Raw genomic sequence first — 26,468 nt, forward strand, 5'->3', positions numbered from 1 at the left:
TCAGCCTCTGTCAGGCCATAGGATGACAGAAGTGGGCTTTTAATAGCTGTAGTACTATAGCTGTTATACTCCAAAAGTAAGTATTAGATATAACAAATAGAAGAAATTAGATAGAATGATTAAAGGGGCAAGGATATAAAGGTTTAACTTAAAATAACCTGATAAAATTTGAATCACACTTCCAAGTGCTGGCACCCACGAAAGTAATAAAGTCGCAAAAATTAGCAAATTTTTTGTAACTTTTGGCATTGTATATCCGTTTTCTAATTTGTGGTATGATTTTCGTATAGAGATTGTTATTCTACCTAAATACCAATTAACTATTCCACCAAGGCTTGATCCTAGTACTCCAAAAAATAACATAAGTAGTGGAGTGTAATACGACCTGAAATAAAGCATGGTATTGAACACAAAACCTTGATGTATGGGTAAGACTAATGATGATACTAGACTATCTGTGAATAACAGGAAGTAGTTTTCCATATGAGTTTACCAGGTTGTTGTACCATCTTCATTATCAGAAATTGTAACCCCTATTTGTTTCAACTGATCCCTTATTTTGTCTGCAGTATCGTAATTTTTATTTTTTTTTGCAATTTTTCTTAAGTCTATCAACCTTTCTATTTCTTGATGATTTACATCCACAGCAAACCACTCTTGATAACTTGACTCAAGAAGACCAATAAATCTGGCACTCTTAACAAAACTCTCAGTTAATTTAAGCTTTTCACTTTCATTACTCATTTTGTTGATTTTTGCAGCCATTTCATGTAATATAGCTAGAGCTTCAGGAATGTTTAAGTCGTTTTTTAAAGCGTCTATAAAATCTTTAGAAATCTCTGCATTACTTTCATCAATATTTATTGTATCTAAACCACGTGATAACCGATTAAATTTATTTAAGGTTTCCTGTGCATCAGAAATAACGTTTTCTGTCCAATCAAGTGGTTTTCTGTAGTGAGTTTTGAGCAGTGCATAGCGTATTACTTCACCCTTTATTCCACTATCTAGCAAATCCCTTACTTTGACTATATTAAATAAGGACTTGCTCATTTTTTCTTCATTTACTGTAAGAAAACCGTTATGCATCCAGTATTTTGCAAACATTGATCCAGCAAATGCAGACTTACTCTGTGCAATTTCATTTTCATGGTGAGGAAATTGTAAATCTATGCCGCCACCATGAATGTCAAAATCCTTGCCAAGGTAAGCATATGACATCGCTGAACACTCTATATGCCATCCTGGTCTTCCTTCTCCCCATGGGCTATTCCAATAACTTGAAAGTTTGTAGTCAATATCACTTGCAGGTTTCCACAGTACAAAATCTCCCGGGTGCTTTTTATTTTCATTAACTTCAACTCTGCTACCTGGAACCAATTCATCAGTTTTTTTTCCTGATAAAGCACCATATTCATGGTAAGATTCTACACTAAAATATACATGTTTATTGGATTCATAAGCATGACCAGATCGCAGCAAATGTTCAATTAATTCTATAATATAATCTACGTTTTCCGTTGCTTTTGGCTCGTGTGTTGGCTCTTTACAATTTATGCTTTCCATATCATCATGAAAAGCTTTAATGTAATATGTGGTTATACTTTCTATGTTGCTATTTTTCTCACTTGCTGCATTAATTATCTTATCATCAATGTCGGTTATGTTACGCACATAGGTAACTTTGCCATAACAAAACTTAAGTAGCTGAAATAACACATCATACACAACAACAGACCGTGCATTGCCTATATGTGCTGTGTCATATACTGTTGGTCCGCAAACATACATTTTCACATGATCTTTATCGATTGGTGTAAAAAGTTCCTTTTTTTTTGTTAAGGTATTGTAAAGCCTAACCATATACGAAGCTTTTGAGAAAAGAAAATGCCCCAATGATAAGTTGTGGCCCTTTGACTACTACAACAAGAGTAAGCAATAACCCACACAATGATATTAAAACTCCTAATATGGATAGAAACCCATCTTTACTCATAATGCCAAGTGAAATAAGAGTCGTACCAATTGCAGGAATAAAGTTGGTAAGAGGTAATGGAAGAGCTATTGATAATGCACAAAGCAACATTATAAAAGCTAAAATCTTTTCACCGGGCCCATAGAAAATAAAAGACATTCTTGGTTTCATGAACTTTTCTATTTTTCTTAATGCTGGAGAAGTTTTTTCCACCACAAGAGCTAGTGTTGAACGCTGAAAAGACCTTCTTTCCAACCAATGCGGCATCCAAGGAGAATCAAATCCAAATAGAAGCTGCAGTGAGAATAAGATTAAAGGTATAGAAAGAATAGTTGTATAACCAGGTGGAACCGGTATAGGCACCGATAGCGGCAAGGAGAAGATGATTATTAAAATACCAAAACCGCGCTCATGCAAAGCTGTTTTAATGTCAAACAAAGTTACTTTATCGCTATCATTGTTATTGGTATCTGCAACCTCTTTTAGAATATCAGAAGCTAATTTTTTATTTTCGGTCAGTTTCTTACTTTTTTGCACAGTTACTCTTTAATAAAACTATTCTTTCTAACTAACATAATTATTGCCATATTTCAATATGCATTATTCATTTTGCGCTAGTAATTCGTTCTTTTGTTAAAGTGTTGTAAAGCTTTTAAGAAGAGAAAGTGCTCCGGTTATAAGTTGTGGTCCTTTGACTATTACAACAAGAGTAAGCAACAACGCGCACAATGATACTAAAACTCCCAATATGGATAGAAACCCGTCTTTACTCATAATGCTAAGTGAAATAAGAGTTGTGCCAATTGCAGGAAGGAAGTGAGTAAAAGGTAATGGAAGAGCTATTATTATTGCACAAAGCAACATCATAAAAGCCAGAATCTTCTCACCAGGCCCATAGAAAATGAAAGACAGTCTTGGCTTCATGAATTTTTCTATTTTTTCTAATACAGGGGAAGTTTTCTCTACCACAAGAGCTAGTGTTGAACGCTGAAAAGACCTTCTTTCTAGCCAACTGGGCATCCAAGGAGAGTCAAACCCAAATAGAAGCTGCAGTGAGAATAAGATTAAAGGTATAGAAAGAATAGTTGTATAACCAGGTGGAACCGGTATAGGCACCGATAGCGGCAAGGAGAAGATGATTATTAAAATACCAAAACCGCGCTCATGCAAAGCTGTTTTAATGTCAAACAAAGTTACTTTATCGCTATCATTGTTATTGGTATCTGCAACCTCTTTTAGAATATCAGAAGCTAGTTTTTTATCTTTAGTTAGTTTCTCACTTTTTTGCACAATTATCCTTTAATAAAATATTCCTCCTAAGCTAACATAGTTGTTGCTGTATTTCAATATTTGTTATTTATTTCATACCAACACTTCATCTCTTTCATTCTTTAACCTGACTAAGTTTTTAAACAGATGACATGCACTAAGGTGCATGTCACGAAGTATGAGGACGCTAACGATCTGGTTCGTTAGGCGATAATTTTTCTGAGTCCTTGAGCTCCTGTTTAAGGTTTTTGATGCCTTTTCCTAAATCACCCATAACTTGCGGTAATTTGCCTGCACCAAACAGAACTAAAATTATTATTAAGACTAGAAACAATTGCCATGGTCCTAAACTCATTTTCACCTCCATTTAAAATATTGACCTTTAAATATTAAAACTTGACTGGAGTCAAGTAACACATAGATTATATCACCTTTATTTAATTATAAATCAAGGTTTTTTAATATTTAATTCTATAGCTAACCCAAATTAGGTTTACCGAAACAAATTTTATGGTTGTATTGAACAATTTAAGTTAGCGCGTGACGCTGGAATCTAGATTTTTTTCTATGGTCAAGCCATAGGATGACAAAAGAGTAAACTTTATCTGTGTGAGCTATATCTTATAACAATTCCAGACTAGATTATTTTCTTGCAGCGAATAAGTGGAAACTTTTCGCTTAACTGTAGAGTAGAAGAGAGCTCACTAAAAAACTTTGCTAGCGTATCATCTTTAGGCCTATGGTATATATCGCTAGAAACTCCTGATTGAATAATTTTACCATTTTTCATTACGTAGATAAAATCTGCAACTTTCAATGCTTCTTGCGGGTCATGAGTTACCATTAGCACAGGGATATTTTTACTTCTAAAAAGGGACAATATATGTTGTCTTATTCGGCACTTGAGCAGTATATCTAAATTAGAAAATGGTTCATCTAACAACACAACATCAGGGTTTTGTGCCATCACTCTTGCTATTGCAACTAATTGTTGCTGTCCTCCAGATAAGGCGTTAGGGTACATATTTTCGTATTTTTCTATATTGAGTAACTTCAAAATTTCCAATGCAATTAGGTGCTTTTCTCTCTTGGAAGAGCTGCGGATAGCAAAGGTTATATTTTCTACTACTGTTTTATGAGGAAATAATGCAGAATGCTGAAAAATCAATCCGATATTTCTATGCTCTATAGTGACTGATGCCTTATTGCTTGCAACTAACCTATCATTTATAAAAATAGTTCCAGATTTTGGATTTTCTATCCCCGCAATTAATTTCAAAATTGTTGACTTGCCACAGCCAGAATGCCCCAATAAACATGCAACATTTCCTTTCTTTACTTTAATGTTTATATTGTTTAAAGCAAAGTCGTTTTGATTGTTATAGAAATAACCAATGTTGTTAACTAGCATTAATCTTACTTAAACCATGTTATTAAATATAATAGCATTATACTCAAGAAGTACAGAAATGTTTTTTGTCGTCATAAATTGGTTATGCAAGAAATCTAGAAAAGAAAGGATTTTTTGCTATAACTTTACATGAATGGTAGGAAACACGGGACTATAGCTCAGCAGGATAGAGCGTTGGACTCCTAATCCGAAGGTCGTGCGTTCGAATCGCACTAGTCCCACCACATTGCTTCACAAATTTCATGGAGATTTTTTTTCACAAATACACACACCTTTTTTTGCGGTTTTGAGATATAAATTCCCTTTAAGTTAATATGTATAGCTGGCCCAAGCAACACGTCATACCGCCGCGGTATCTCAGCCGCTAACACGTAGCGGAATGACGAGTTACTATACCGCCGCGGTATCTCTTAGCCGCTAACAAGTAGCGGGATGACGATTGTCGGTAAACCTAAGTTACTGTAGCTATAAAAGCTTTCACAATAACCTATTTTCCTTGAAACTAAAATAGCTACTGAATGTAATAATAATGTGATCTATTAATTCTATTCCTATACTTTGGCAAGCTTCTGCTAGTTGTCTAGTGAGAGATATATCGCTATTTGAAGGTTGTGTATCTCCGCTTGGATGATTGTGAGATATTACAATGGACGTTGAACCAATCAAAAGTGCGCGCTTGATGATCTCTCTGACATAAAGAGGAGTTTGATCTACTGTACCAATGTTTTGCAGGTCTTCCGCTATTAGACGATACTTTTTATTCATATAGATGACGCGAAAATTTTCCTTGTTGAGGCTTCCTATACTTATTCTTAAATAATCAAGCAATTTTTCCCAGTTATCGATTATAGGCAGGTCTTTTATTTCTTCTCTTGCAGAACGAACAAAGGCTTGTTTTACACAAAAGATGGCAGATATCGCTGCATTGCTGACACCATCAACGTTTTGCAGTGCTTCCAGGTCAGCATTAAAAACTTTATTCAAACTGCCAAAATTTTCTATCAAACTCTTTGCTATCGGTTTTACATCAATTCTACTGTATGCTGAATATAAAATGTGCTCTAAAACTTCATAATCAAGTAATGATTGTCCATTATCTAAAATAATTTTCTCTCTTAAGCGCTTTCTATGCCCCTTTTTGTAATTTTTCATCATTAATGAATTGCCTATCTCTTGTATAATAAGAAATTAGATTTTTAAGTAAAATATTTAATAAAGCGCGTGACGCACAATTGTAAGAACATTCATTTTTGAAGACAGCAAATGGTGTCATGAAAGTAGCTAACGCGAGCTCTACGTCATACCGCCGCGAACCGTCATACCGCCGCGGTATCTCGGCATAGATCCCGCTGACAAGCAGCGGGATGACGGTTGTCAGGCTACCATGTCATCCCAGTAGCTGACGCTGATTTCCATCCAAGAGGGTGTCATTCCAGTGCTTGACACTGGAATCCAGCTTTTTCATAATCATCAAAACGTTGTACTTTAGCATAAAACGGCTACTTTTATGCTTACCAACTTAATAAAATTCCTGGATCCCAGTGGGCTTTGTTGCATCGCTACTTATGAAAGGCTAACTATAGCTAGGATTATAAGCAACCTATTGAAAATCTTGTTTTTTTGCAATCAATCTGATCAAATTTAAGAATAGTAATTTATTATTTATATTAATAAACTTAATTCTATTGAAAATAGCTAAAGCATTGAAATTCTTGAATTTTAGCCGGATTAGTGAGTGGTAGTGAAATTTCTTTTACTCAAATTTAGGTATTCACTGACCGTTCTTGTTATAAATACCAGAATAATAAGCTACTGATATTCTCCATCTTTTTTATCTTTAATCCATCATAGCTAGCGATGCAACAAAGCCATCCCAGTGTCTGGGCACTGGGATGACAAGAGAAGGTACTGGGATGACGGTTGTCGTTTAGCTATAAATATTAAGAAATTTACCAAATGAAAAAAAAGGCAAAAGAAGCCCCGTGGTTGGCTAATTACTTACATTATACTTTCAAGTATGGCGTTTTTTTATTCTAAACGCTTAATAACCGCGATTCAGCTGCTTTTAAACCGCAACTAATCTAAATTATAAACGTTAAGAAATTTACTAAACAGAAAAAAAGGCAAAAGAAACCCTAGGGTAGCTAGTTATTCACTATCCATTTTTTAAGTTGGCGTTTTTTGATGTTTTAAATGCTTTATAAGCGTATTTCAGCTTGTGTAGGTAAAAACCTAGAAATTTGATAAAGACATAAGGTGCACATAGTGCAAAAAATTAAACATGAGACGCCAAATACGTTGAGTTTTTTTGTCATTTAATCTGTACAGAGAAGATAAATAAATAGCTTCATTTTCATGATAAGGGGGCTGGCGGAGGGTGTCAAGCAAGTTTTTCGTTTCTACTGAATGACAATTGCGGCTTGGGAGGTGATGCAAGAAGTCTACTGATGGCTTTCAAAGCAGTTGAGCTTAATTATTAGAGTAGTAATTTTTATTTTTATATTGACTATTGAGGTTTATTATTTTATAACTAAAAACTTAGTTATTTTAATGAGCTTGAGTTTATAACATATGCCTACGATAAATCAATTAATACGTAAGGGTAGATTAGGATTGACCCATAAGAAAAAGGTACCAGCTTTGGGAGAAAGCAACCCTCAAAGGAGGGGTGTTTGCACTAAGGTGTATACTACAACTCCTAGGAAGCCTAACTCAGCACTCCGTAAAGTAGCCAGAGTAAAAATTAGTGGGTATGGTGAAGTGACAGCTTATATACCTGGTGAAGGTCATAATTTACAAGAGCACTCTGTTGTTTTGATACGTGGTGGGCGGGTTAAAGATTTGCCAGGTGTGCGTTATCACATAATAAGAGGTGCCCTTGATCTGCGTGGTGTGCAAAATCGAAAGAAAGCTCGTTCAAAATATGGTGTAAAGAAATCTGGTTAAAGTTTATGGCTCGTCGGAATAAAGCAAAAAAAAGAGAAATAAGTCCTGATTCGCGTTACGGCAGTGTTTTGCTGATGCGTTTCATTAATACAATCATGAAATGTGGTAAAAAATCTACTGCAGAAAAGATTATCTATGACGCTTTGTCTTTAGCTGAAAAGAAAATAGGCGAAGGTGGGTTATCAATTTTTGAAACAGCGGTAGGAAATGTTACTCCTTCTATAGAAGTGCGTTCTCGACGCATTGGTGGTGCAACTTATCAAGTGCCTGTTGAAGTTCGACAAGATAGAGCGGTTTCTTTAGCGTTAAGGTGGATTGCTAAAGCAACTTCTGCTGCTCGAAAAAAGAGTGGAAAAACCACTGTTGATTGTTTGCAATCTGAAATACTGGATGCTTATAATAAACGCGGTGGTGCGTTTAAGATGTGCGAAGAAAAATATAAAATGGCTGAGGCTAATAAGGCATTTTCTCATCTTCGTTTTTAATGTTAGCTAATTAATTGTGATATGGAAATTGGGATATCTAAATACAGAAATATAGGGATAATGGCTCACATAGATGCTGGTAAGACTACCACAACAGAGCGTATTTTATTTTATACTGGTAAGCAAAATAGAATTGGTGAAGTGCACGATGGTGCAGCTTCTATGGATTGGATGGAGCAGGAAAAAGAGCGTGGTATTACAATCACATCTGCTGCAACAACATGTTTTTGGAATGATTATAGGGTTAATATAATAGACACTCCTGGTCATGTTGATTTCACTATTGAAGTTGAGAGATCTTTAAGGGTTTTGGATGGTGCAGTTGCTGTATTTGATGGAGTTGCTGGAGTTGAACCTCAATCTGAGACAGTTTGGCGTCAAGCTGATAAATATAGCGTTCCTCGTATCTGCTTTGTTAATAAGATGGATAGAATAGGGGCAAATTTTTATCGATGTGTTGATATGATAAAGACGAAGCTTGGTGCAGCACCTTTAGTCATTCAGTTGCCAATAGGAAGTGAGAAAGATTTCAAAGGTATAATTGACCTTATTTCTATGAAAGCCATTATATGGCAAGAAGAAACGTTGGGCGCTAAATTTTCTTATGAAGATATTCCTTCTGATTTGCTTGACAAGGCTCAAGAATATCGAAATCTTTTATTAGATGCTGCAGCTGAGATGGATGATGAAGCGATGAACACTTACTTTGAGTCTAATGATCTGCCAGTGGATTTACTGAAAAAATGCGTGAGAAATGGGACCATTAAAGGAAAATTTGTTCCTGTATTATGTGGATCAGCTTTTAAAAATAAAGGCGTACAACCACTTTTAGATGGTGTGGTTGACTTTTTACCTTCTCCTATTGATGTTGATGTAATTGTTGGAACTGATCCTAAAGATTTAGAAAAGAAAATTGAGATCAAACCTTCAGAAAAAGAGAAATTCGTTGCTCTTGCGTTTAAAGTGATGACGGATAAGTTTGTAGGCAGCTTGACGTTTATTCGTATTTATTCCGGTAAGTTAAAATCTAAATCTGCTGTGTTAAATGCGGGAAAAAATGAGACTGAAGGAATTGGCAGAATGCTGCTTATGCATGCAAATAACAGAGAAGATATAAACGAAGCTAAAGTTGGCGATATAGTTGCCCTAGTTGGATTAAAGAGAACAATTACTGGCGACACTTTATGTTCACCTGATTTTCCTATATTATTAGAGCGTATGGAATTTCCTGAGCCTGTTATTGAAATTGCTGTGGAACCTAAAACTACTTCAGATCAGGAAAAATTAGGTGTTGCTTTAAATAGATTGGTTGCAGAAGATCCTTCTTTAAGAATGTCAGTAAATGCGGAAAGCGGTCAGACTATATTGAAAGGCATGGGTGAGCTCCATCTTGAGATTATTGTTGATAGAATGAAGCGCGAGTTTAACGTTGAGGCTAACGTCGGTGCTCCTCAGGTTGCATATCGTGAAACTATCACTAAATCTGTTGAAATTGATTACACTCATAAAAAACAATCTGGTGGGGCTGGTCAGTTTGCTAAGGTTAAAATAAAATTTGAACCTCTTGAGCCTGGTTCTGGGTTTCAATTTGAAAGTAAAATTGTAGGTGGTGCTATTCCAAAAGAGTATATTCCTGGGGTAGAAAATGGCTTAGAGTTGATAAAAGAAGGTGGTATAATTTCGGGATTTCCGTTGATTGATTTTAAGGCTACCCTTCTTGATGGTGCTTTTCATGAGGTTGATTCTAGTCCTTTAGCTTTTGAACTTGCTGCTAAAGGTGCTTTTAAAGAGATGGCAAATAAAGCTGGTCCAAAAATGTTAGAACCTATAATGAAAGTTGAAATCATTACGCCTGAAGAGTATATGGGTGATATCATGGGCGATGTAAATAGCAGAAGGGGGCAAGTTTCAAGTATGGAAACGCATAATAGTAGCACTATAATTCTTGCTTTCGTACCTCTTGCGAATATGTTTGGTTATATAAATGTTTTGCGTTCTATATCTCAGGGAAGAGCTCAGTATAGTATGCATTTTTCTTATTATGAACAAGTACCACAATATGTGGTTGATGAGTTAAAGTTAAAGTATAATTAAGGGTAATAATTATGACAGCAGTAGTGGAAGCATTTGGAAAGCCGCATGTAAATGTGGGAACAATAGGACATGTGGATCATGGGAAGACAACGTTAACAGCGGCGATAACAAAGCATTATGGAAATTTTGTAGCGTACGATCAGATAGATAAAGCGCCAGAAGAAAGGAAGAGGGGGATAACGATAGCAACAGCGCATGTTGAGTATCAGACGGAAAAAAGGCATTATGCACACGTTGATTGTCCTGGACATGCTGACTATGTAAAGAATATGATAGTAGGTGCAGCACAGATGGATGCAGCGATATTGGTAGTGTCGGGAGTTGATGGGCCAATGCCACAAACGAGAGAGCATATATTGCTGGCGAAGCAGGTGGGTGTTGGATATATCGTGGTGTATATAAATAAAGCTGATATTGCTGATGCTGATATGATAGATTTAGTAGAAATGGAAGTGAGGGAATTGCTGAGTAAATACGGATTTCCAGGGGATGAAGTGCCTGTGGTAGTTGGGTCAGCACTCAAGGCGCTGGAGGATGACAGCGGCGAATATGGAAAGAAATCAATAGACAAATTGATGGAAAAGTTAGATGAATATGTGGCGGTTCCACCAAGGCCTGTGGATTTACCATTTTTATTGCCAATCGAAGATGTATTTTCGATATCGGGGCGAGGGACGGTGGTAACAGGAAGAATAGAGAAGGGAGAGATAAAGACGGGAGAAGAGATAGAGATAATAGGTCTGAAGGAGACGCAAAAGACGATATGCACAGGTGTAGAAATGTTTAAGAAGTTGCTGGATAAGGGAAGTGCAGGACTCAATGTAGGAATATTGTTAAGAGGAACAAAAAGAGAAGAAGTGGAGAGAGGGCAAGTATTAGCAAAACCGGGGACGATAACGCCGCATAGAAAGTTTAAGGCGGAGGTTTATATATTAAAGAAAGAGGAAGGAGGAAGGCATACACCATTTTTTGCGAATTACCAGCCACAGTTTTATTTAAGGACAACGGATGTAACTGGGAGCATAAAATTGCTAGATGGGAAGGAGATGGTAATGCCAGGAGATAATGTGAGTGTAGAAGTAGAATTGCAAGTACCGATAGCAATGGATAAGGGATTGCGTTTTGCGATAAGAGAAGGCGGTAGAACTGTTGGTTCTGGTGTTGTTTCTGAAATTTTGGAGTGAGAGTTTGAGTTATAGGAGTGTAGCTCAATTGGTAGAGCGCTGGTCTCCAAAACCAGAGGTTGTAGGTTCAATTCCTATCGCTCCTGCATTAATGTTGTGGTGAAAATGTTAAAAAGTTTGTGTGTTTTTTTCTGTGATATAAAGCAAGAAATACGAAGAATTGCTTGGGTAAAGAAACAGGAGGTGTTGTCATCTCTATTTGTTGTAATGATTGTTATATTATGCTTTTCGATTTTCTTCTGTTTTGTGGATTTTATGTCTCTTTACGTAATTAAGGCTTTATTTGGAATTATTTATGGAATGTGAATATAAATGGTATATCATTAAAGTTGATTATGGATATGAGCAAAATATACGCGAATTGGTAAGTGATGCTGTTTATTTTAAGGAAGTGTTTATTCCTTATCAAACGGTATGTAATTCAAAGTCTGATATAAAAGAGTTATGTGAAGTGTATGTATATATGCATCTATGTGATGAAAGCAAAAATATTTTGAATCAAACGCCTGGATTCTGCAGTGGCGAATCTGGTGATTTTGAGATGATTTCAGATAATGAAATAAGTTTAAAGTGTAAAGAATTTAATAGATATAAATGGTATATCTTGAGAGTTGCTTCCAATTGTGAAGAGAAAGTGCGCCAACATATATTGGAAAATTCTATGAGATTGGGTGTTAATGATTACTTTAAGGAAGTTTTTATTCCATATGAAGAGCTAAGTGAAGTAGAGTTGAAATCTAAGAAAATTGCTACACGAAGGAAATGCTTTCCTGGTTATGTCTTTTTATACGTGAATTTATGCGATGAAGTATTGAATTTTATCAATAATATACCAAAATCTCTTAAGGTTTATGGATTTTTGAAAAATGGTAATATTCCAAAGGTGATTTTGGATGATGAGATTCACTCAATGTGTAATGCACTTTATGATGCTCAAGAGACAAAGAAGTTAGGTTATGGTTATGAAAAAGGTGAAAAAGTGAAAATTAATGATGGTCTTTTTCAAAATTTTACTGGTAAGGTAAATATGGTAAACGATGAGAAAAAAATTATTAATGTGGAAGTATCGATTTTAGGTAAGCCGACAATAATAGAGCTTGATCTGGCTCAAGTAGAGAAAATAGAGGATTAATTATGAGTGTTGTAGTTGCTAAGATTAACTTACTTATGGAAGCTGGGAAAGCAGTTCCAGGACCGAAAATTGCTTCAGTACTTGGTCCACGTGGTATACCTGTTCCTAAGTTTTGTGAAGCTTTTAATAAAGTTACTAGCACTGCTAACGCTAATTATAAAGTAGGCGATTTAGTAACAGTGCGAATTTCCATAAAGGATGATCGCTCTCATGATTTTACTGTCAGCGGTTCGCCTGTGGCTTATTTACTTAAGCAGGAGGCTAAATTAAGTAAAAGTTCTGGTAATCCTGGTAAAGAATTAGTGGCTAAATTACCTATGTCTGCTATAATTAAAGTGGCAAAGTGCAAGATGGTTGATATGAAGGTGGATAATGAAGATTCAGCAGTGAAAATGGTTGTAGGCACTGCAAAATCTATGGGTATAGAAGTTGTGGAAGGTTAGGTAAATGAATACATATAATGATAATCCTAAGCAGTGTTTGAAGAAGATTGTTGAGTCTGCTTCAGCAAAATTTAATGAATCAGTTGATATTGCAGTCAATTTAGGCGTAGATTCACGTAAATCTGAAGAGCAGGTGCGTGGTACAGTAGTTTTGCCTAAAGGTATCGGGAAAAATATTAAAGTAGCTGTTTTCGCTCAAGATAAACATTTATTAGAAGCTGAAAAAGCTGGTGCTGATATTGCAGGAGGAGAGGATTTAGTTGAAGAAATAAAAAAAGGTAGAAAATTAGATGTTGATTGGTGCATTACTACTCCTGATTTTATGGCAAAAATCACTCCTATTGCAAAAGTATTGGGTGCTAAAGGGCTGATGCCTAACCCTAAATTTGGTACTGTGACTTCTAACATTGCAGAAGCTATTAAAACCATTAAGTCTGGTCAGGTGAAATTTAGAACAGATAAAAATGGTGTTATTCATGGTAAATTAGGAAATATTAAATTTGATATTGATGACTTGCTAGAAAATTTAAAAGCCTTTCTTAAAGTAATTAAAGATAATAAACCTATTTCTGTGAAAGGAATTTACTTTAAGGGTGTTTTTTTAAATTCAACTATGGGTAAAGCTTATAAGATAAGCAAAGTGGAAGATGTAATTTAAGGGAGTGATACCGTGAAGCGTAAAAATAAGGATGAATTTATACAGAGCACAATAAACGTATTTGTAAATAATGATTTCTTAATATTAGTAAATTTTAAATCTATAAATGCTAATGATTCGTTAACTCTTAGAAATAGCCTGAAGTCTATAGCAGGTGGGGTATTAGTAGTTAAAAACACTCTAGCTCGCTTGGCTTTAGAAAGGACTGGTAAATTTTCTTATTTATCAGGCAAATTTTCTGGTCCTGTTGCTATTATATACTCTAGTGGCATAGTAGAAGCTGCAAAATTAATAGTTGATTTTACTAATGCTAACAAAGAAAAAATGTCTGTGATTTGCGCAGCTCATTTAAATGAATTGTTAACAGTGGAAGATGTTAATAAACTGGCTAAGTTGCCTTCTCTGGATGAATTGCGTGTTAAAATTATGCGTTTAATATCTTATGATATTCCTGCTCGGTTGGCGTTGTCTATTAATTCATCTTCTATGAGGCTTATGAGAGTTTTGGATTATTATAGTTCTAAAAAATAAATTTGTTGTTAAGTAAGGTGATAATTATGAGTAATGTAACAAGTGATTTGGTTGATAAAATATTATCTTTAAACCTATTAGAGGCTTCTGAACTTGTAAAAGTTCTAGAAGAGAAAATAGGGTTGCCTGCTGGTTCTTTTCTTGGTGGAGCTGTTGGTGCTGGGGCGCCTATTAGTGATAATGCTGCTGCTCCTGCTGCTCAAGAAAAAGCTGAGTATAAAGTTGTGATTAAAGAAATTGATGCGAGTAAAAAAATAGGAGTTATTAAAGCTGTGAGAGAAGTTAATTCTACATTGGGTTTAAAAGAAGCAAAAGAGTTGGTTGAATCTTTACCTAAAGATTTGACTGCTAATGTTCCTAAAGACGAAGCAGAAAAAATCAAGCAAAAACTTATTGAAGCAGGAGCAACTAAAGTGGAGCTTGAATAATATTTAATGTATTAATTTTATATTGATATAGCTCTTTTAATTAATTTGGGGTATTTTAATGGTTGATTCTTCTTATATGTACGCTTCTGGTGCTTTTGTTCCTAGAGTTTCTTATTCTAGGTCGATTGATTTAAAAGATTCTTTATTGGATTTGGTTAAGGTTCAAAAAGAATCGTATGATTCATTTGCTCCTAAGAATAAGGGTAATGAAAGACTTGAAGTTATCTTTCATACAATCTTTCCAATAAATGATCCTTTGCGTAGGGCTACTATTGAGTTTATAAGTTGTAGGGTAGATGATCCTAAGTATGACGAATCTGAGTGTATAAAGCGTGGTGTAACTTTTTCTGCTCAGGTTATTGCTTCTATACGTCTTGTTGTTATGCAGGATGGTATTTCTCTTGATGAATATAAATCGATTAAAGAGAGTGGAGATCATTCTAAACTTGCAACCGTTGTAAAATCTATAGAAGAGCAGAAAGTCCACTTTTGTGGGTTGCCTATGATGACTGATAAGGGCACTTTCATCATTAATGGTGTGGAAAAAGTTATCGTCTCACAAATGCATAGGTCTCCTGGTGTATTTTTTGATAGCGATAAGGGAAAAACTTACAATTCTGGTAAATTGATCTATTCTGCTAGAATTATTCCTTATAGGGGTTCTTGGCTTGATATTGAATTTGATGTTAAAGACCATTTGTATTTTCGTGTTGATAGAAAAAGAAAATTGCCAATCTCAGTTTTATTAAAGGCGTTGGGTCTATCAAATAATGATATACTCGATAGATTTTATCAGAAAATAAAGTATGTAAAACATAAAGATGGTTGGAAAGTGCCTTTTGTTCCTGATAAATTTAAAGGAGTGAGGCTGCCTTTCGACTTAATGGATATTGAAGGTAATGTGCTGCTTAAAGCTAACGTTCGTATTACCTCAAGACTAGCTAAAAAGCTATATGATAATGAATTAAAAGAGTATCTGGTTCCTTTTAATTCTATATGTGGTTTATTCCTCGCAGAAGATTTAATGGATAGTGCTAGCTCTACGAAAATTTTATCTGCTGGTGAATCTATAAAGCTGGAAGACATAAAGAAGCTTGAGTTATTGTCTGTGGATGAAATATTAGTATTGAACATAGATAATGTATCTGTTGGACCTTATATATTAAATACGCTTTTCTTAGACGAAAACATGTCTTATCAGGATGCGCTATATGAAATATATAGAGTTTTGCGTCCTGGTGAAGTTCCTGTTTTAGAGATAGTAGAGGAGTTTTTCCGTAATCTTTTCTTCAGTCCGGAATATTATGATTTGTCTAACATTGGTAGGTTGAAGCTTAACTCTTACCTTGGATTAAATTATGATGAGGATTTAACTGTTTTAACATATGAAGATATTATTGAAATTGTAAAAAAAATAGTATTGTTACGTGACGGTCAAGGATCTGTAGATGATATTGATCATTTAGGAAACAGAAGAGTAAGATCAGTTGGAGAGTTTATAGAAAATCAATTTAGAACTGGGTTGTTGAAATTGGAACGCGCAATAGTTGATTCTATGTCCACTTCTAGTTTAGATAAAGTTTCTCCATCTGATTTTATTAATCCAAAAGTGTTAACTAATGTCTTAAGAGATTTCTTCAATTCTTCTCAATTATCTCAATTTATGGATCAGACTAATCCGTTATCTGAAATAACACATAAAAGAAGGTTGTCCGCGTTAGGTCCTGGCGGTTTAACAAGAGAACGGGCAGGATTTGAAGTGCGTGATGTTCATCCAACTCATTATGGAAGAATTTGCCCTATTGAGACTCCTGAAGGGCAAAATATAGGGTTAATCAACAGCTTAGCTATATACGCGCGTATTAATAAATATGGTTTCATTGAAAGTCCTTATAGAAAAGTAGTTAATAGGGTTGTTACTGATCAAATTGAGTATCTGTCTGCTATAGATGAAGGTTTATATTATATAGCTGATACCAGCGTAAAGCTCGATGAAAATAATTGCTTTGTTGATGACATGCTATACTGTAGATATGCTGGTAGTTTCATTATGGTAAGTAGTGATCAGGTGAGTTACATTGACGTATCTCCTAAGCAGGTAATATCAGTTGCAGCTTCCTTGATTCCATTTTTAGAAAATGATGATGCTAATAGAGCATTAATGGGCTCAAATATGCAACGTCAGGCCGTACCTTTATTGAAGCCTACCGCTCCTCTGGTTGCTACTGGTATGGAGTCTTTTGTAGCTTCTGGCTCTGGTGCTGTAGTTTTAGCAAAACGCGATGGCATAGTTGATAGTTCTGATAGTAACTCTATAGTTATACGTGCTTTTGATAAAGAAAGGGTTAACTACTTGGATGTAGATATTTATCATCTAAGGAAATTTCAGCGTTCTAACCATAATACTTGTATTAATCAAAGACCGCTAGTGTGCGTAGGTGATTATGTTAAAAAGGGTGATGTAATAGCTGATGGTCCTGCAATTAACAGTGGTGAGTTGGCGCTTGGTAAAAATTTGCTAGTCGCTTTTATGTCTTGGCAAGGTTATAACTTTGAAGACTCTATTATTATTTCTAGTGAAGTTGTTAAAAAAGATCTCTTTACTTCTATTCATATAGAAGAATTTGACTGTGTTGTACATGATACCCCTTTAGGATCAGAAAAAATAACTCGTGCTATACCTGGTGTTAATGAAGAAAATCTATATCACTTGGATGATAGTGGTATAGTGAAAATTGGTACAAGAGTTGGTCCAGGCTATATTCTGGTAGGTAAAGTTACACCTAAACCTTCTCTTTCATTGCCTCCTGAAACGAAGTTATTAATGACAATTTTTGGTGAAAAGTCATTCGATTGTGCGGATTCCTCTTTATATACATCTCCAGATGTTGAAGGGACAGTAATTGATGTACAAGTCTTTACACGCAGGGGGGTTGAAGAAAATGAAAGGGCATTACTCATCAAACAAAAAGAGGTAAATGACTTTGAGGAAGAGCGAGATTATATAATCAATGTTACTAGTGAATATTTCTATGATGAACTGAAGAAACTTCTTATTAATTCTGGTTCTCAAGATCGAGAAAAATTTGACTCTATTGAACGTGAGCAATGGTGGGGTATAGGATTAAAAAACCAATCCATTCATGAGCAAGTTAAGAGCTTAAAAAAAGATTTTGATGAAAAAGTATCACATGCAATAGCACAGTTTAAGCGAAAAGTAGAAAAATTACATGAAGGTTATGACCTGCCTCAAGGTGTGTCGATGTCAGTAAAAGTTTTCATTGCTGTGAAACATAGTCTGCAACCAGGGGATAAAATGGCTGGTAGACATGGGAATAAAGGTGTGATTTCTCGAGTTGTGCCAGTGGAAGATATGCCTTATTTGGAAGATGGTACTCCTGTTGATATTATTCTTAACCCTCTTGGTGTTCCTTCACGAATGAATGTAGGGCAAATACTGGAAACGCATGTAGGTTGGGCTTGTAGAAAATTAGGGGAAAGGGTAAGTAATATTCTCGATGAGATCAATAAAATCAAAAGTGCTTTTTGCAAGGGAATTAGGTCCCTTAACGATGATAATTTTACACAATTTGCAGTAGCATACCTTGACAATAAAAAAATTGAAAATATTGATGATGATGAAATAATGGCTTCTGTTTTAAATACACCTAATAAGAATGCACTAAATGACGAGTTGAATGCGTTAGTAGAGAACTATTTGAACTCTTGTAAAAGTTCATACAGCAATTTACGTAATTTCCTGATTGAGGTTTATAGCTATGGTAGTAACGTATCTATCTGTAATGATATTCGTAATATTAGTGATAATAATCTCATTGAATTTGCACGTAAATTACGTGATGGCGTTCCTGTTGCTGCACCTGTATTTGAGGGTCCAAAAGATGAACAAATAGCAAAATTATTTGAACTTGCTGGTTTGGATAACTCTGGACAAGCTGTATTATATGACGGTTGCAGTGGTGAAAAATTCGACCGCAAGGTTACAGTTGGTTACATGTACATGCTTAAGTTGCACCACTTAGTTGATGGTAAAATTCATGCGCGTTCAGTAGGGCCTTATAGTTTGGTTACTCAACAACCTCTAGGAGGAAAATCTCATTTTGGTGGTCAGCGTTTTGGTGAAATGGAATGTTGGGCATTACAAGCCTATGGTGCTGCTTATACTTTGCAGGAAATGTTAACTGTGAAGTCTGATGATATTAATGGTAGAGTTAAGATTTACGAGTCGATAATAAAAGGTGACAGTAATTTTGAATGTGGAATTCCTGAATCCTTTAATGTGATGATAAAAGAACTACGTTCTTTATGTTTAAATGTAGATTTAAAGCAAAATGATGTAGTGATTGAAGATATATCTCACACTAACATTGCACAACCTTTTAATGAGGTTAGCATATCGATTGCTAGCCCTGAAAGTATTAAGCGTATATCTTGTGGTGAGATAGAAGATGTTTCAACTGCAAATTATCGTACGTTCAAAGTTGAGAAAGGTGGATTATTTTGCCCTAAGGTTTTTGGCCCTGTCAATGACGATGAGTGTTTATGTGGAAAATACAAAAAAAGAAGACACAGGGGTCGCATATGCGAAAAATGCGGAGTAGAAATTACATCTTCTAAAGTAAGAAGAGAAAGGATGGGTCATATAGAGCTTGCATCTCCTGTTGCTCATATATGGTTTTTGAAATCGCTTCCTTCAAGAATTGGAGCATTATTGGATATGTCTCTCAGAGATATTGAGAATATTTTACATAGCGATAATTATATCGTGATAGATCCTCTTGTTTCGCCTTTTGAAAAAGGTGAGATTATTAGTGAAAAAGCTTATAATGAAGCTAAAGATAGCTATGGGATCGATAGTTTTGTAGCTATGCAAGGTGTTGAAGCTATAAGAGAGTTGCTAACGCGCCTTGATTTACATGAAATTAGGAAGGATTTAAGACTAAAATTAGAGTCTGTTGCTTCTGAGATAAGAAGAAAGAAAATTATAAAGAGATTGCGTATTGTTGAAAACTTCATTAAATCTGGAAATAGGCCTGAGTGGATGATACTTACAACTATACCTATTTTACCACCTGATTTGCGTCCTTTGGTATCGCTTGAAAGTGGTCGTCCTGCAGTTTCTGATCTGAATCATCATTATAGGACTATTATTAATAGAAATAACAGGTTGAGGAAATTGTTGAGCTTAAATCCTCCTGAGATTATGATTCGTAATGAAAAAAGAATGTTACAAGAAGCAGTTGATTCTCTTTTTGATAATAGTCGTCGTAGTACTTTGGTAAATAAAGCTGGTGCTGTTGGATATAAAAAGTCCATTAGTGATATGTTAAAAGGAAAACAGGGTCGTTTTCGCCAGAACCTCTTAGGAAAAAGGGTAGACTACTCTGGACGTTCTGTAATAGTTGTTGGTCCAACTTTGAAACTAAATCAGTGTGGATTACCAAAAAGAATGGCTCTTGAACTATTCAAACCTTTTGTTTACTCAAAGCTTAAGATGTATGGTATGGCTCCAACTATTAAGTTTGCTAGTAAGTTGATAAGAGCAGAAAAACCAGAAGTTTGGGATATGCTTGAAGAGGTAATAAAAGAGCATCCTGTTTTGTTGAATAGAGCGCCTACGCTACATAGACTTGGTATTCAGGCTTTTGAGCCAATCCTTATTGAAGGCAAAGCAATACAGCTTCATCCGCTTGTCTGTACGGCGTTTAATGCTGATTTTGATGGTGATCAAATGGCAGTGCATGTGCCAATTTCATTGGAAGCTCAGCTTGAAGCTAGGGTGTTGATGATGTCTACTAATAACGTTTTAAGTCCTTCTAATGGCAGACCGATTATAGTTCCTAGTAAAGATATAGTACTTGGTATATATTATCTGACTTTACAAGAACCTAAGGAAGATAATATACCATCTTTTGGTGCTTTTTGTGAAGTTGAGCATTCTTTGAGTGATGGTACTTTGCATATTCATTCTAGTATAAAGTATAGGATGGAGTATATTAATAGCAGCGGTGAAACTCACTATAAAACTGTTTGTACAACTCCTGGCCGTTTAATATTATGGCAAATTTTTCCTAAGCATGAGAATCTAGGCTTCGATCTAATAAATCAGATATTAACAGTCAAGGAAATAACTAGTATAGTTGATTTGGTATATCGTAACTGTGGTCAAAGTGCTACAGTGGCATTTTCTGATAAATTAATGGTACTTGGCTTTGAGTATGCCACATTTTCTGGTGTTTCTTTTGGTCGTTGTGATATGGTTATACCTGAAACTAAAGCTACACATGTTGATCACGCGAGGGGTGAAATTAAGAAATTCTCTATGCAATATCAAGATGGGCTAATAACTAGAAGTGAGAGGTATAACAAGGTTATAGATGAATGGTCTAAGTGTACGGATATGATAGCTAATGATATGTTAAAAGCAATATCTATATATGATGAAAATAGTAAGTACAACTCAGTGTATATGATGGTTAACTCTGGTGCAAGGGGTTCTACTTCACAGATGAAACAGCTAGCAGGAATGCGAGGGCTCATGACCAAACCTTCTGGTGAGATTATAGAAACCCCTATAATTTCTAATTTCCGTGAAGGATTGAACGTATTTGAATATTTTAATTCTACTCACGGTGCACGTAAAGGTTTAGCTGACACTGCGCTTAAAACTGCAAACTCTGGATACTTAACTCGTCGTTTAGTTGATGTGTCTCAAAATTGCATAGTTACAAAGCATGACTGTAAAACAAAAAATGGTCTTGTTGTGAGAGCTACAGTTGAAGGAAGTACTATAGTTGCATCTCTAGAGAGTGTTGTGCTGGGTAGAACAGCTGCAAATGATATATATAACCCAGTGACAAAAGAATTATTAGTAAAAGCAGGGGAATTAATTGATGAGGATAAAGTAAAGCAAATCAGCATTGCAGGTCTTGATGCTATAAAAATTAGATCGCCTTTAACTTGTGAAATAAGTCCTGGTGTGTGTTCTTTATGTTATGGAAGAGACCTTGCAACTGGTAAAATTGTTTCAATAGGTGAAGCAGTTGGTGTTATAGCTGCTCAATCTGTTGGAGAGCCAGGTACTCAGTTAACGATGCGTACTTTCCATATAGGTGGAGTAATGACTAGAGGCGTTGAATCCTCGAATATTATAGCTTCTATTAATGCTAAAATAAAGTTAAACAATAGTAATATAATTATAGATAGAAACGGAAATAAAATTGTGATAAGCCGTTCCTGTGAAGTCGTGTTGATTGATAGCCTTGGTAGTGAAAAGTTGAAGCATAGTGTACCTTACGGTGCTAAACTTTATGTGGATGAGAGTGGGTCAGTAAAAATTGGCGATAAAGTTACGGAATGGGATCCTTATACATTGCCTATTATCACGGAGAAGACTGGTACAGTGTCTTATCAGGACTTAAAAGATGGAGTTTCGATCACTGAAGTGATGGATGAATCTACAGGAATATCGAGCAAAGTAGTAAAAGATTGGAAATTGCATTCTGGTGGAGCTAATTTACGTCCTCGTATTGTGCTGCTTGACGATAATGGTAAAGTAATGACACTTGCAAGTGGCGTTGAAGCATGTTATTTTATACCAATCGGGGCAGTGCTCAATGTACAAGATGGCCAGAAGGTTCATGCAGGTGATGTTATTACAAGAACACCAAGAGAGTCAGTTAAAACTCGTGATATTACTGGTGGTTTACCGAGGGTTATAGAGTTATTTGAAGCACGTCGTCCTAAAGAGCATGCTATTGTTAGTGAGATAGATGGCTATGTAGCGTTTTCTGAAAAAGACCGTAGAGGAAAACGCAGTATATTAATTAAACCTGTAGATGAACAAATTTCTCCAGTTGAATATTTGGTATCAAGAAGTAAGCATGTAATAGTCAATGAAGGTGATTTTGTACGTAAAGGTGATCTATTGATGGATGGTGACCCTGATCTCCATGATATTTTACGTGTGCTTGGGTTAGAAGCTTTAGCACACTATATAATTTCTGAAATACAGCAAGTTTATAGATTGCAGGGTGTTCGTATAGACAACAAGCATTTAGAGGTGATCTTAAAACAAATGCTACAAAAAGTGGAAATTACTGATCCTGGTGATACTATGTACTTGGTTGGCGAAAGCATTGACAAGCTGGAAGTTGATAGGGAAAATGATGCTATGAGTAACTCTGGCAAACGGCCTACTCATTATCTTCCTATTCTGCAGGGGATTACTAGGGCAAGTCTTGAAACTAGCTCCTTTATTTCTGCTGCCTCTTTCCAAGAGACAACAAAGGTACTTACAGAAGCAGCATTCTGCGGAAAGAGTGATCCTTTAAGTGGATTGAAAGAAAATGTTATAGTAGGAAGATTAATTCCTGCTGGTACAGGTTTGATTATGAATAAGATCAGAGCACTTTCACTTTGTGATAATATAGATGAATATGAAAAATATTTTGATATTGAAACTTATGACGAGAAATGGTTGATGGATAATGGTTGTTATTTACACTCTGGTGAGGAAGAGAGCGTAGTGGCATATGATCAGTCGAATTGAGTACAGCTAGTGTGTTTCGTATCAGTTCAGGAGAGTGACAAAATAAGGTAGACAAGGTAGCATAACAAGATAACCAATAAAGTAAAAGTGAGTTTACAACAGATGGTGTCATTCCAGTCTGGAATAACATCATTCTCTTGTCATCCAAGTAGCTGACACTGGTTTCCATCCAAAAGGGCAGTGCCCAGACACTGGGATCCAGAAAAATTTGCTTGTTCACAAGCAAACTAGCATGGAAAGTGGTTACAACGTTCTTGATGAGATTACGGCAAGGCTGGATTCCAGTGTCAAGCACTGGGATGACACCATTTGTTGTGTTTAACAAAGTTCGTACTTAGCTTCATGTTAGCTACAAACATTAAGAAATTTACCAAATGGAAAAAAAGGCAAAAGAAGCCCCGTGGTTATTATCCGCTTTAAAATATTGGCGTTTTTTATGTTTTAAACGCTTGACAAGCGAGATTCAGCTGCTTTTAATTGCAACTAACCTACGCTGCAAATATTTAAGAAATTTACTAAGCAGAAAAAAAGACAAAGAATCCCCGAGTTAGCTAGTCTTTTACTATCTCTGTCGAGTATTGGCATTTTTTGATGTCTTGTAACGCTTTATAAGCGCGTTCAGCTTATTTAGATAAAAATCTAGATGTAGATGAAGTTTTGTAAAGACATACAGTATCTATATACTGCAAAAAATTGAACATAAGACGCCGATACATTAAGTAATCCTTACCTTTTAATCTGCAGATTGGCGAAAGCAAATACAATAGCTTCAGTTTCATGATAAGGGGGCTGGCGGAGTTTGTCAAGTAGGTTTTTATGACTTAAAAAGCCAGTGTCAAGCACTGACCACTTTTGCTTCAATATTTGCACATTAGCCACGCCCCTAAACAGATACGTGTGTCTCTTGACCAAAAAAGCCAATAATATTTTCTTTCACTTCTGTGCTATCTGTCATGTTATTTACTCTCACACGAAATTCAGATGAGCATTGAAGCCCGCTACTGTACCAACCTATGTGTTTGCGGGCCATCTTTATCCCCGTGTCATTTCCATAGTACTCAAGAATATTATCGTAATGCTCAAGTATGATGCTTAATCTCTCTGAAGCTGTTAGCTCAGAAGTTTTACTTCCACTGAGAAAGTGCATTGCTTGATTAATCAGCCAAGGTTTACCGTAGGCACCACGACCTATCATCACTCCGTCTGCTCCGGATTCTTTAAGAGCACTTTGAATATCACTCAAGTTTTTAATATCGCCATTTACTATAACTGGAATTCTCACTTGCTCTTTAACATTTCTAACGAATTTCCAATCTGCTTGACCGTTATAGAGCTGCGCTCTTGTCCTTCCATGTACAGTAATCATTTTTGCTCCTAAATCCTCGGCAATTTTCGCAAGTCTCGGTGCATTGCGATTTTCATCGTTCCATCCAGTGCGCATTTTCACCGTAACTGGCACATTCACTGCTTTGACTACGGCCTCAATTATCTCAGCGGCTTTTTTCTCATCGCGCATTAGTGCTGATCCTGCATAACCGTTTACAACTTTTTTAACAGGGCAACCAAAGTTTATGTCTATAATTTTTGCACCCATATCCTCATTTAGTTTTGCAGCTTCTGCCATAACATCGGGCTCGCATCCAGCAAGCTGCACAGCAGTTAATTCATCGACTTTTGCTTTTTGCAGACTCTGGCGAGTTTGCATAATCATGGCTCTGCTTGCAATCATTTCTGAGACTAACAAACTTGCACCAAGTTTCTTTACAATACTTCTGAACGGATAATCAGTCACCCCAGACATTGGAGCTAAGATTACCGGGGAATCAATCGTCAAACTTCCTATTTGCAGGGGCATAAGGTTAATGGTAATTCTTCATTGTAAACTATATAGCAACCTGAGCTGTATTCTGCACCCTTGAGGTAAGAGAGGTGTCCGTTCCTGGTGGAAGATCGCACAAAAGCCCGTTTTTTAAATGCTCTTTCCACCCTTCATCCTCCATAAGCGCTTTTGTAAACTCTCTTCTTTTCCCATTCAAATCAAATTTATATTCTGATAACTCTTTGTCAATTTCGTCAAATGATTTGCCTTCGTTGAGCATTTGTGTAATTTTATGAGCATTTTCTAGTGCGAATATGCCACAATTGCAGCCATCGTTTTGCTGCTTAGTTTTAGAGCTTCTTATGTTATCCTTTCCTATTTTCAAAATTTCTTCCAGTGCACTCACTATATTATCGGTATTTATTGGGACGTTAACTAATTCATCTTTCTTGTTCCGACACGTTTGTGCTGTCTCTTTGACATCTTTACTCATTTCTTTTTTTCCTTGCGCATTCAACTCACTAGCTTGATCAGTAAGAGGTGTAACCAATTCTTTAATTTCATTTGCAAGTTCTATTCTCTTACGTTGACTACCAGGACTTGGTAAATCAGCACTAAAAGAATCACAATAATAAGCTCTAAATTGTTTGTTATCTAAGCTGTATGCAACAACTAGCGTTACCCAATGATTACCACCCAAATTAATAACTGAAGTAAATATCCTTTTCGAACTCTCTCGTTCTGCTTTATTTTTATATTCTCTCAACCTTTCACTCAAGGATTCAAGATTACCAGGAATACAGAAGAATACACCATCCGTAAAACCTTCTGAATACTTATATTTAATTCTTGCAATATGAGCAATATCATGTTGCTGCAACCAGTAAGCGTAATTCTTTCTATTTGTCTGATGCACAAGAGTGTCCAAATTTTCATGAAACTCTTTACCACCCAAACCACTATCCAAAGAGCTTCTACGACTACTGTTCCTTGAATCGGGTTCACTGCCTGGTACAATACCACTATCTCTATCAGGAGTTTTCGGTCTTGCTTGCTTTTCTGGAGTCTTGCCTTGCAAATCTTGTAGTTCTGTATCTTTTTCTTCACTCTTTTCCCCCTTTGAAGCTCCTTTTCCATTTCCATTAATATAGTTCTTCGCTAATTTGTATGCTGTTGTAAGAACTACTCCCATTATAATCCAAATCACAGGATGAGAAATTAGCATAGCAAGTGGAAAGGTCAATAGAGGGGATCCTATTACCGCTCCTAAACAGCCAGCAGCGAATGTGGCTGCTAGGCATACACAAGTAGCGCAGATAACAAATTTCCCACCAGCAAAGTAAGTGCTCTCTTTAAATTGATTATATTTTTCTGTGATGCCCAACATACTATATCCTATGAACGCTAAGTTAATTAAATTTTAACAAATTCTAACAAAAAAATCAACCATAATAATTTTAGTAGTATGAGAAAATATTGAATATTAAGAGCTTTTGAAGTACAGTAATAATGTTAGTAATA

The 26,468-nt window shown here is 35.8% G+C and carries 22 protein-coding genes and 2 tRNA genes; 14 read left to right on the plus strand and 10 right to left on the minus strand.

Annotated features, from left to right (window positions below; all coding sequences use genetic code 11):
* Positions 1 to 63 precede the first annotated feature (63 nt).
* The 6 genes from ACJZL1_RS00910 to ACJZL1_RS00935 form a co-directional block, all read right to left on the minus strand.
* The gene (locus ACJZL1_RS00910; protein ID WP_320109918.1) at positions 64 to 483 is read right to left on the minus strand and encodes a DedA family protein; all 420 of its coding nucleotides are present in this window, start codon (positions 481 to 483) and stop codon (positions 64 to 66) included.
* A gap of 6 nt (positions 484 to 489) precedes the next feature.
* Positions 490 to 1,863, minus strand: coding sequence for a cysteine--tRNA ligase (gene cysS, locus ACJZL1_RS00915; protein ID WP_265025451.1), 1,374 nt, complete (start codon positions 1,861 to 1,863; stop codon positions 490 to 492).
* Entirely contained in the window at positions 1,856 to 2,512 is a 657-nt protein-coding gene (locus tag ACJZL1_RS00920; RefSeq protein WP_265034348.1) for an exopolysaccharide biosynthesis protein, read from the minus strand. Before ACJZL1_RS00920 ends, cysS begins: the two co-directional genes overlap by 8 nt.
* A 96-nt stretch (positions 2,513 to 2,608) precedes the next feature.
* Positions 2,609 to 3,265 (minus strand): exopolysaccharide biosynthesis protein, encoded by a 657-nt coding sequence (locus ACJZL1_RS00925; protein WP_264705549.1) that lies wholly within the window; start codon positions 3,263 to 3,265, stop codon positions 2,609 to 2,611.
* A gap of 166 nt (positions 3,266 to 3,431) precedes the next feature.
* A complete protein-coding gene (gene tatA, locus ACJZL1_RS00930; protein ID WP_265025453.1) occupies positions 3,432 to 3,599 on the minus strand; it encodes a twin-arginine translocase TatA in 168 nt (55 codons plus the stop codon).
* A gap of 282 nt (positions 3,600 to 3,881) precedes the next feature.
* Positions 3,882 to 4,655 carry an ABC transporter ATP-binding protein gene (locus ACJZL1_RS00935; protein WP_419247302.1) on the minus strand — a complete coding sequence of 258 codons (774 nt, stop codon included), beginning with the start codon at positions 4,653 to 4,655 and terminating at the stop codon, positions 3,882 to 3,884.
* Positions 4,656 to 4,802: 147 nt separating this feature from the next.
* Between ACJZL1_RS00935 and ACJZL1_RS00940 the strand changes: the two genes are divergently transcribed.
* Positions 4,803 to 4,879: transfer RNA gene (locus tag ACJZL1_RS00940), tRNA-Arg, on the plus strand.
* Here ACJZL1_RS00940 and ACJZL1_RS00945 read toward each other — a convergent pair.
* Both ACJZL1_RS00945 and radC read right to left on the minus strand, forming a co-directional pair.
* Positions 4,868 to 5,026 carry a hypothetical protein gene (locus tag ACJZL1_RS00945; RefSeq protein ID WP_341812857.1) on the minus strand — a complete coding sequence of 53 codons (159 nt, stop codon included), beginning with the start codon at positions 5,024 to 5,026 and terminating at the stop codon, positions 4,868 to 4,870. The genes ACJZL1_RS00940 and ACJZL1_RS00945 overlap by 12 nt on opposite strands.
* Positions 5,027 to 5,132: 106 nt before the next feature.
* On the minus strand, positions 5,133 to 5,807 hold the full coding sequence (radC, locus tag ACJZL1_RS00950; RefSeq protein WP_265025457.1) for a RadC family protein: 675 nt from the start codon (positions 5,805 to 5,807) through the stop codon (positions 5,133 to 5,135).
* A gap of 355 nt (positions 5,808 to 6,162) precedes the next feature.
* Between radC and ACJZL1_RS00955 the strand changes: the two genes are divergently transcribed.
* From ACJZL1_RS00955 to ACJZL1_RS01015, 13 genes are all read left to right on the plus strand, one after another.
* The gene (locus ACJZL1_RS00955; RefSeq protein ID WP_419247303.1) at positions 6,163 to 6,300 is read left to right on the plus strand and encodes a hypothetical protein; all 138 of its coding nucleotides are present in this window, start codon (positions 6,163 to 6,165) and stop codon (positions 6,298 to 6,300) included.
* A gap of 926 nt (positions 6,301 to 7,226) precedes the next feature.
* On the plus strand, positions 7,227 to 7,601 hold the full coding sequence (rpsL, locus tag ACJZL1_RS00960; RefSeq protein ID WP_006279787.1) for a 30S ribosomal protein S12: 375 nt from the start codon (positions 7,227 to 7,229) through the stop codon (positions 7,599 to 7,601).
* A 5-nt stretch (positions 7,602 to 7,606) separates the two neighbouring features.
* Positions 7,607 to 8,086 carry a 30S ribosomal protein S7 gene (gene rpsG, locus ACJZL1_RS00965; protein ID WP_007549313.1) on the plus strand — a complete coding sequence of 160 codons (480 nt, stop codon included), beginning with the start codon at positions 7,607 to 7,609 and terminating at the stop codon, positions 8,084 to 8,086.
* Between the two features lie 21 nt (positions 8,087 to 8,107).
* Complete coding sequence (gene fusA / locus ACJZL1_RS00970) at positions 8,108 to 10,180, plus strand: elongation factor G (RefSeq protein WP_419247304.1); 2,073 nt, start codon at positions 8,108 to 8,110, stop codon at positions 10,178 to 10,180.
* An 11-nt stretch (positions 10,181 to 10,191) separates the two neighbouring features.
* Positions 10,192 to 11,364 (plus strand): elongation factor Tu, encoded by a 1,173-nt coding sequence (gene tuf / locus ACJZL1_RS00975; protein ID WP_419247305.1) that lies wholly within the window; start codon positions 10,192 to 10,194, stop codon positions 11,362 to 11,364.
* 13 nt (positions 11,365 to 11,377) lie between these two features.
* Positions 11,378 to 11,450 (plus strand) — tRNA-Trp (locus ACJZL1_RS00980).
* A 19-nt stretch (positions 11,451 to 11,469) separates the two neighbouring features.
* Positions 11,470 to 11,670: a preprotein translocase subunit SecE gene (gene secE / locus ACJZL1_RS00985; protein WP_250295527.1), complete on the plus strand. Its 201-nt coding sequence runs from the start codon at positions 11,470 to 11,472 to the stop codon at positions 11,668 to 11,670.
* On the plus strand, positions 11,660 to 12,496 hold the full coding sequence (gene nusG / locus ACJZL1_RS00990; RefSeq protein WP_419247504.1) for a transcription termination/antitermination protein NusG: 837 nt from the start codon (positions 11,660 to 11,662) through the stop codon (positions 12,494 to 12,496). Before secE ends, nusG begins: the two co-directional genes overlap by 11 nt.
* Before the next feature lie 2 nt (positions 12,497 to 12,498).
* Entirely contained in the window at positions 12,499 to 12,939 is a 441-nt protein-coding gene (locus ACJZL1_RS00995) for a 50S ribosomal protein L11 (RefSeq protein ID WP_419247306.1), read from the plus strand.
* A 4-nt stretch (positions 12,940 to 12,943) separates the two neighbouring features.
* Positions 12,944 to 13,597, plus strand: a complete 654-nt coding sequence (rplA, locus tag ACJZL1_RS01000; RefSeq protein ID WP_265025463.1) for a 50S ribosomal protein L1 — start codon at positions 12,944 to 12,946, stop codon at positions 13,595 to 13,597.
* A 12-nt stretch (positions 13,598 to 13,609) separates the two neighbouring features.
* Complete coding sequence (gene rplJ / locus ACJZL1_RS01005) at positions 13,610 to 14,128, plus strand: 50S ribosomal protein L10 (protein WP_265034342.1); 519 nt, start codon at positions 13,610 to 13,612, stop codon at positions 14,126 to 14,128.
* 26 nt (positions 14,129 to 14,154) lie between these two features.
* Positions 14,155 to 14,556, plus strand: coding sequence for a 50S ribosomal protein L7/L12 (rplL, locus tag ACJZL1_RS01010; RefSeq protein WP_253307301.1), 402 nt, complete (start codon positions 14,155 to 14,157; stop codon positions 14,554 to 14,556).
* Between the two features lie 58 nt (positions 14,557 to 14,614).
* Complete coding sequence (locus ACJZL1_RS01015) at positions 14,615 to 23,128, plus strand: DNA-directed RNA polymerase subunit beta/beta' (protein ID WP_419247307.1); 8,514 nt, start codon at positions 14,615 to 14,617, stop codon at positions 23,126 to 23,128.
* Positions 23,129 to 24,011: 883 nt separating this feature from the next.
* On the opposite strand, the gene dusB is transcribed toward ACJZL1_RS01015, so the two are convergent.
* A complete protein-coding gene (gene dusB, locus ACJZL1_RS01020; RefSeq protein WP_419247308.1) occupies positions 24,012 to 24,983 on the minus strand; it encodes a tRNA dihydrouridine synthase DusB in 972 nt (323 codons plus the stop codon).
* Positions 24,984 to 25,011: 28 nt separating this feature from the next.
* A complete protein-coding gene (locus tag ACJZL1_RS01025) occupies positions 25,012 to 26,334 on the minus strand; it encodes a hypothetical protein (RefSeq protein ID WP_419247309.1) in 1,323 nt (440 codons plus the stop codon).
* Positions 26,335 to 26,468 lie beyond the last annotated feature (134 nt).

This window comes from Wolbachia endosymbiont of Rhagoletis indifferens (assembly GCF_048537595.1).
Classification (GTDB): domain Bacteria; phylum Pseudomonadota; class Alphaproteobacteria; order Rickettsiales; family Anaplasmataceae; genus Wolbachia.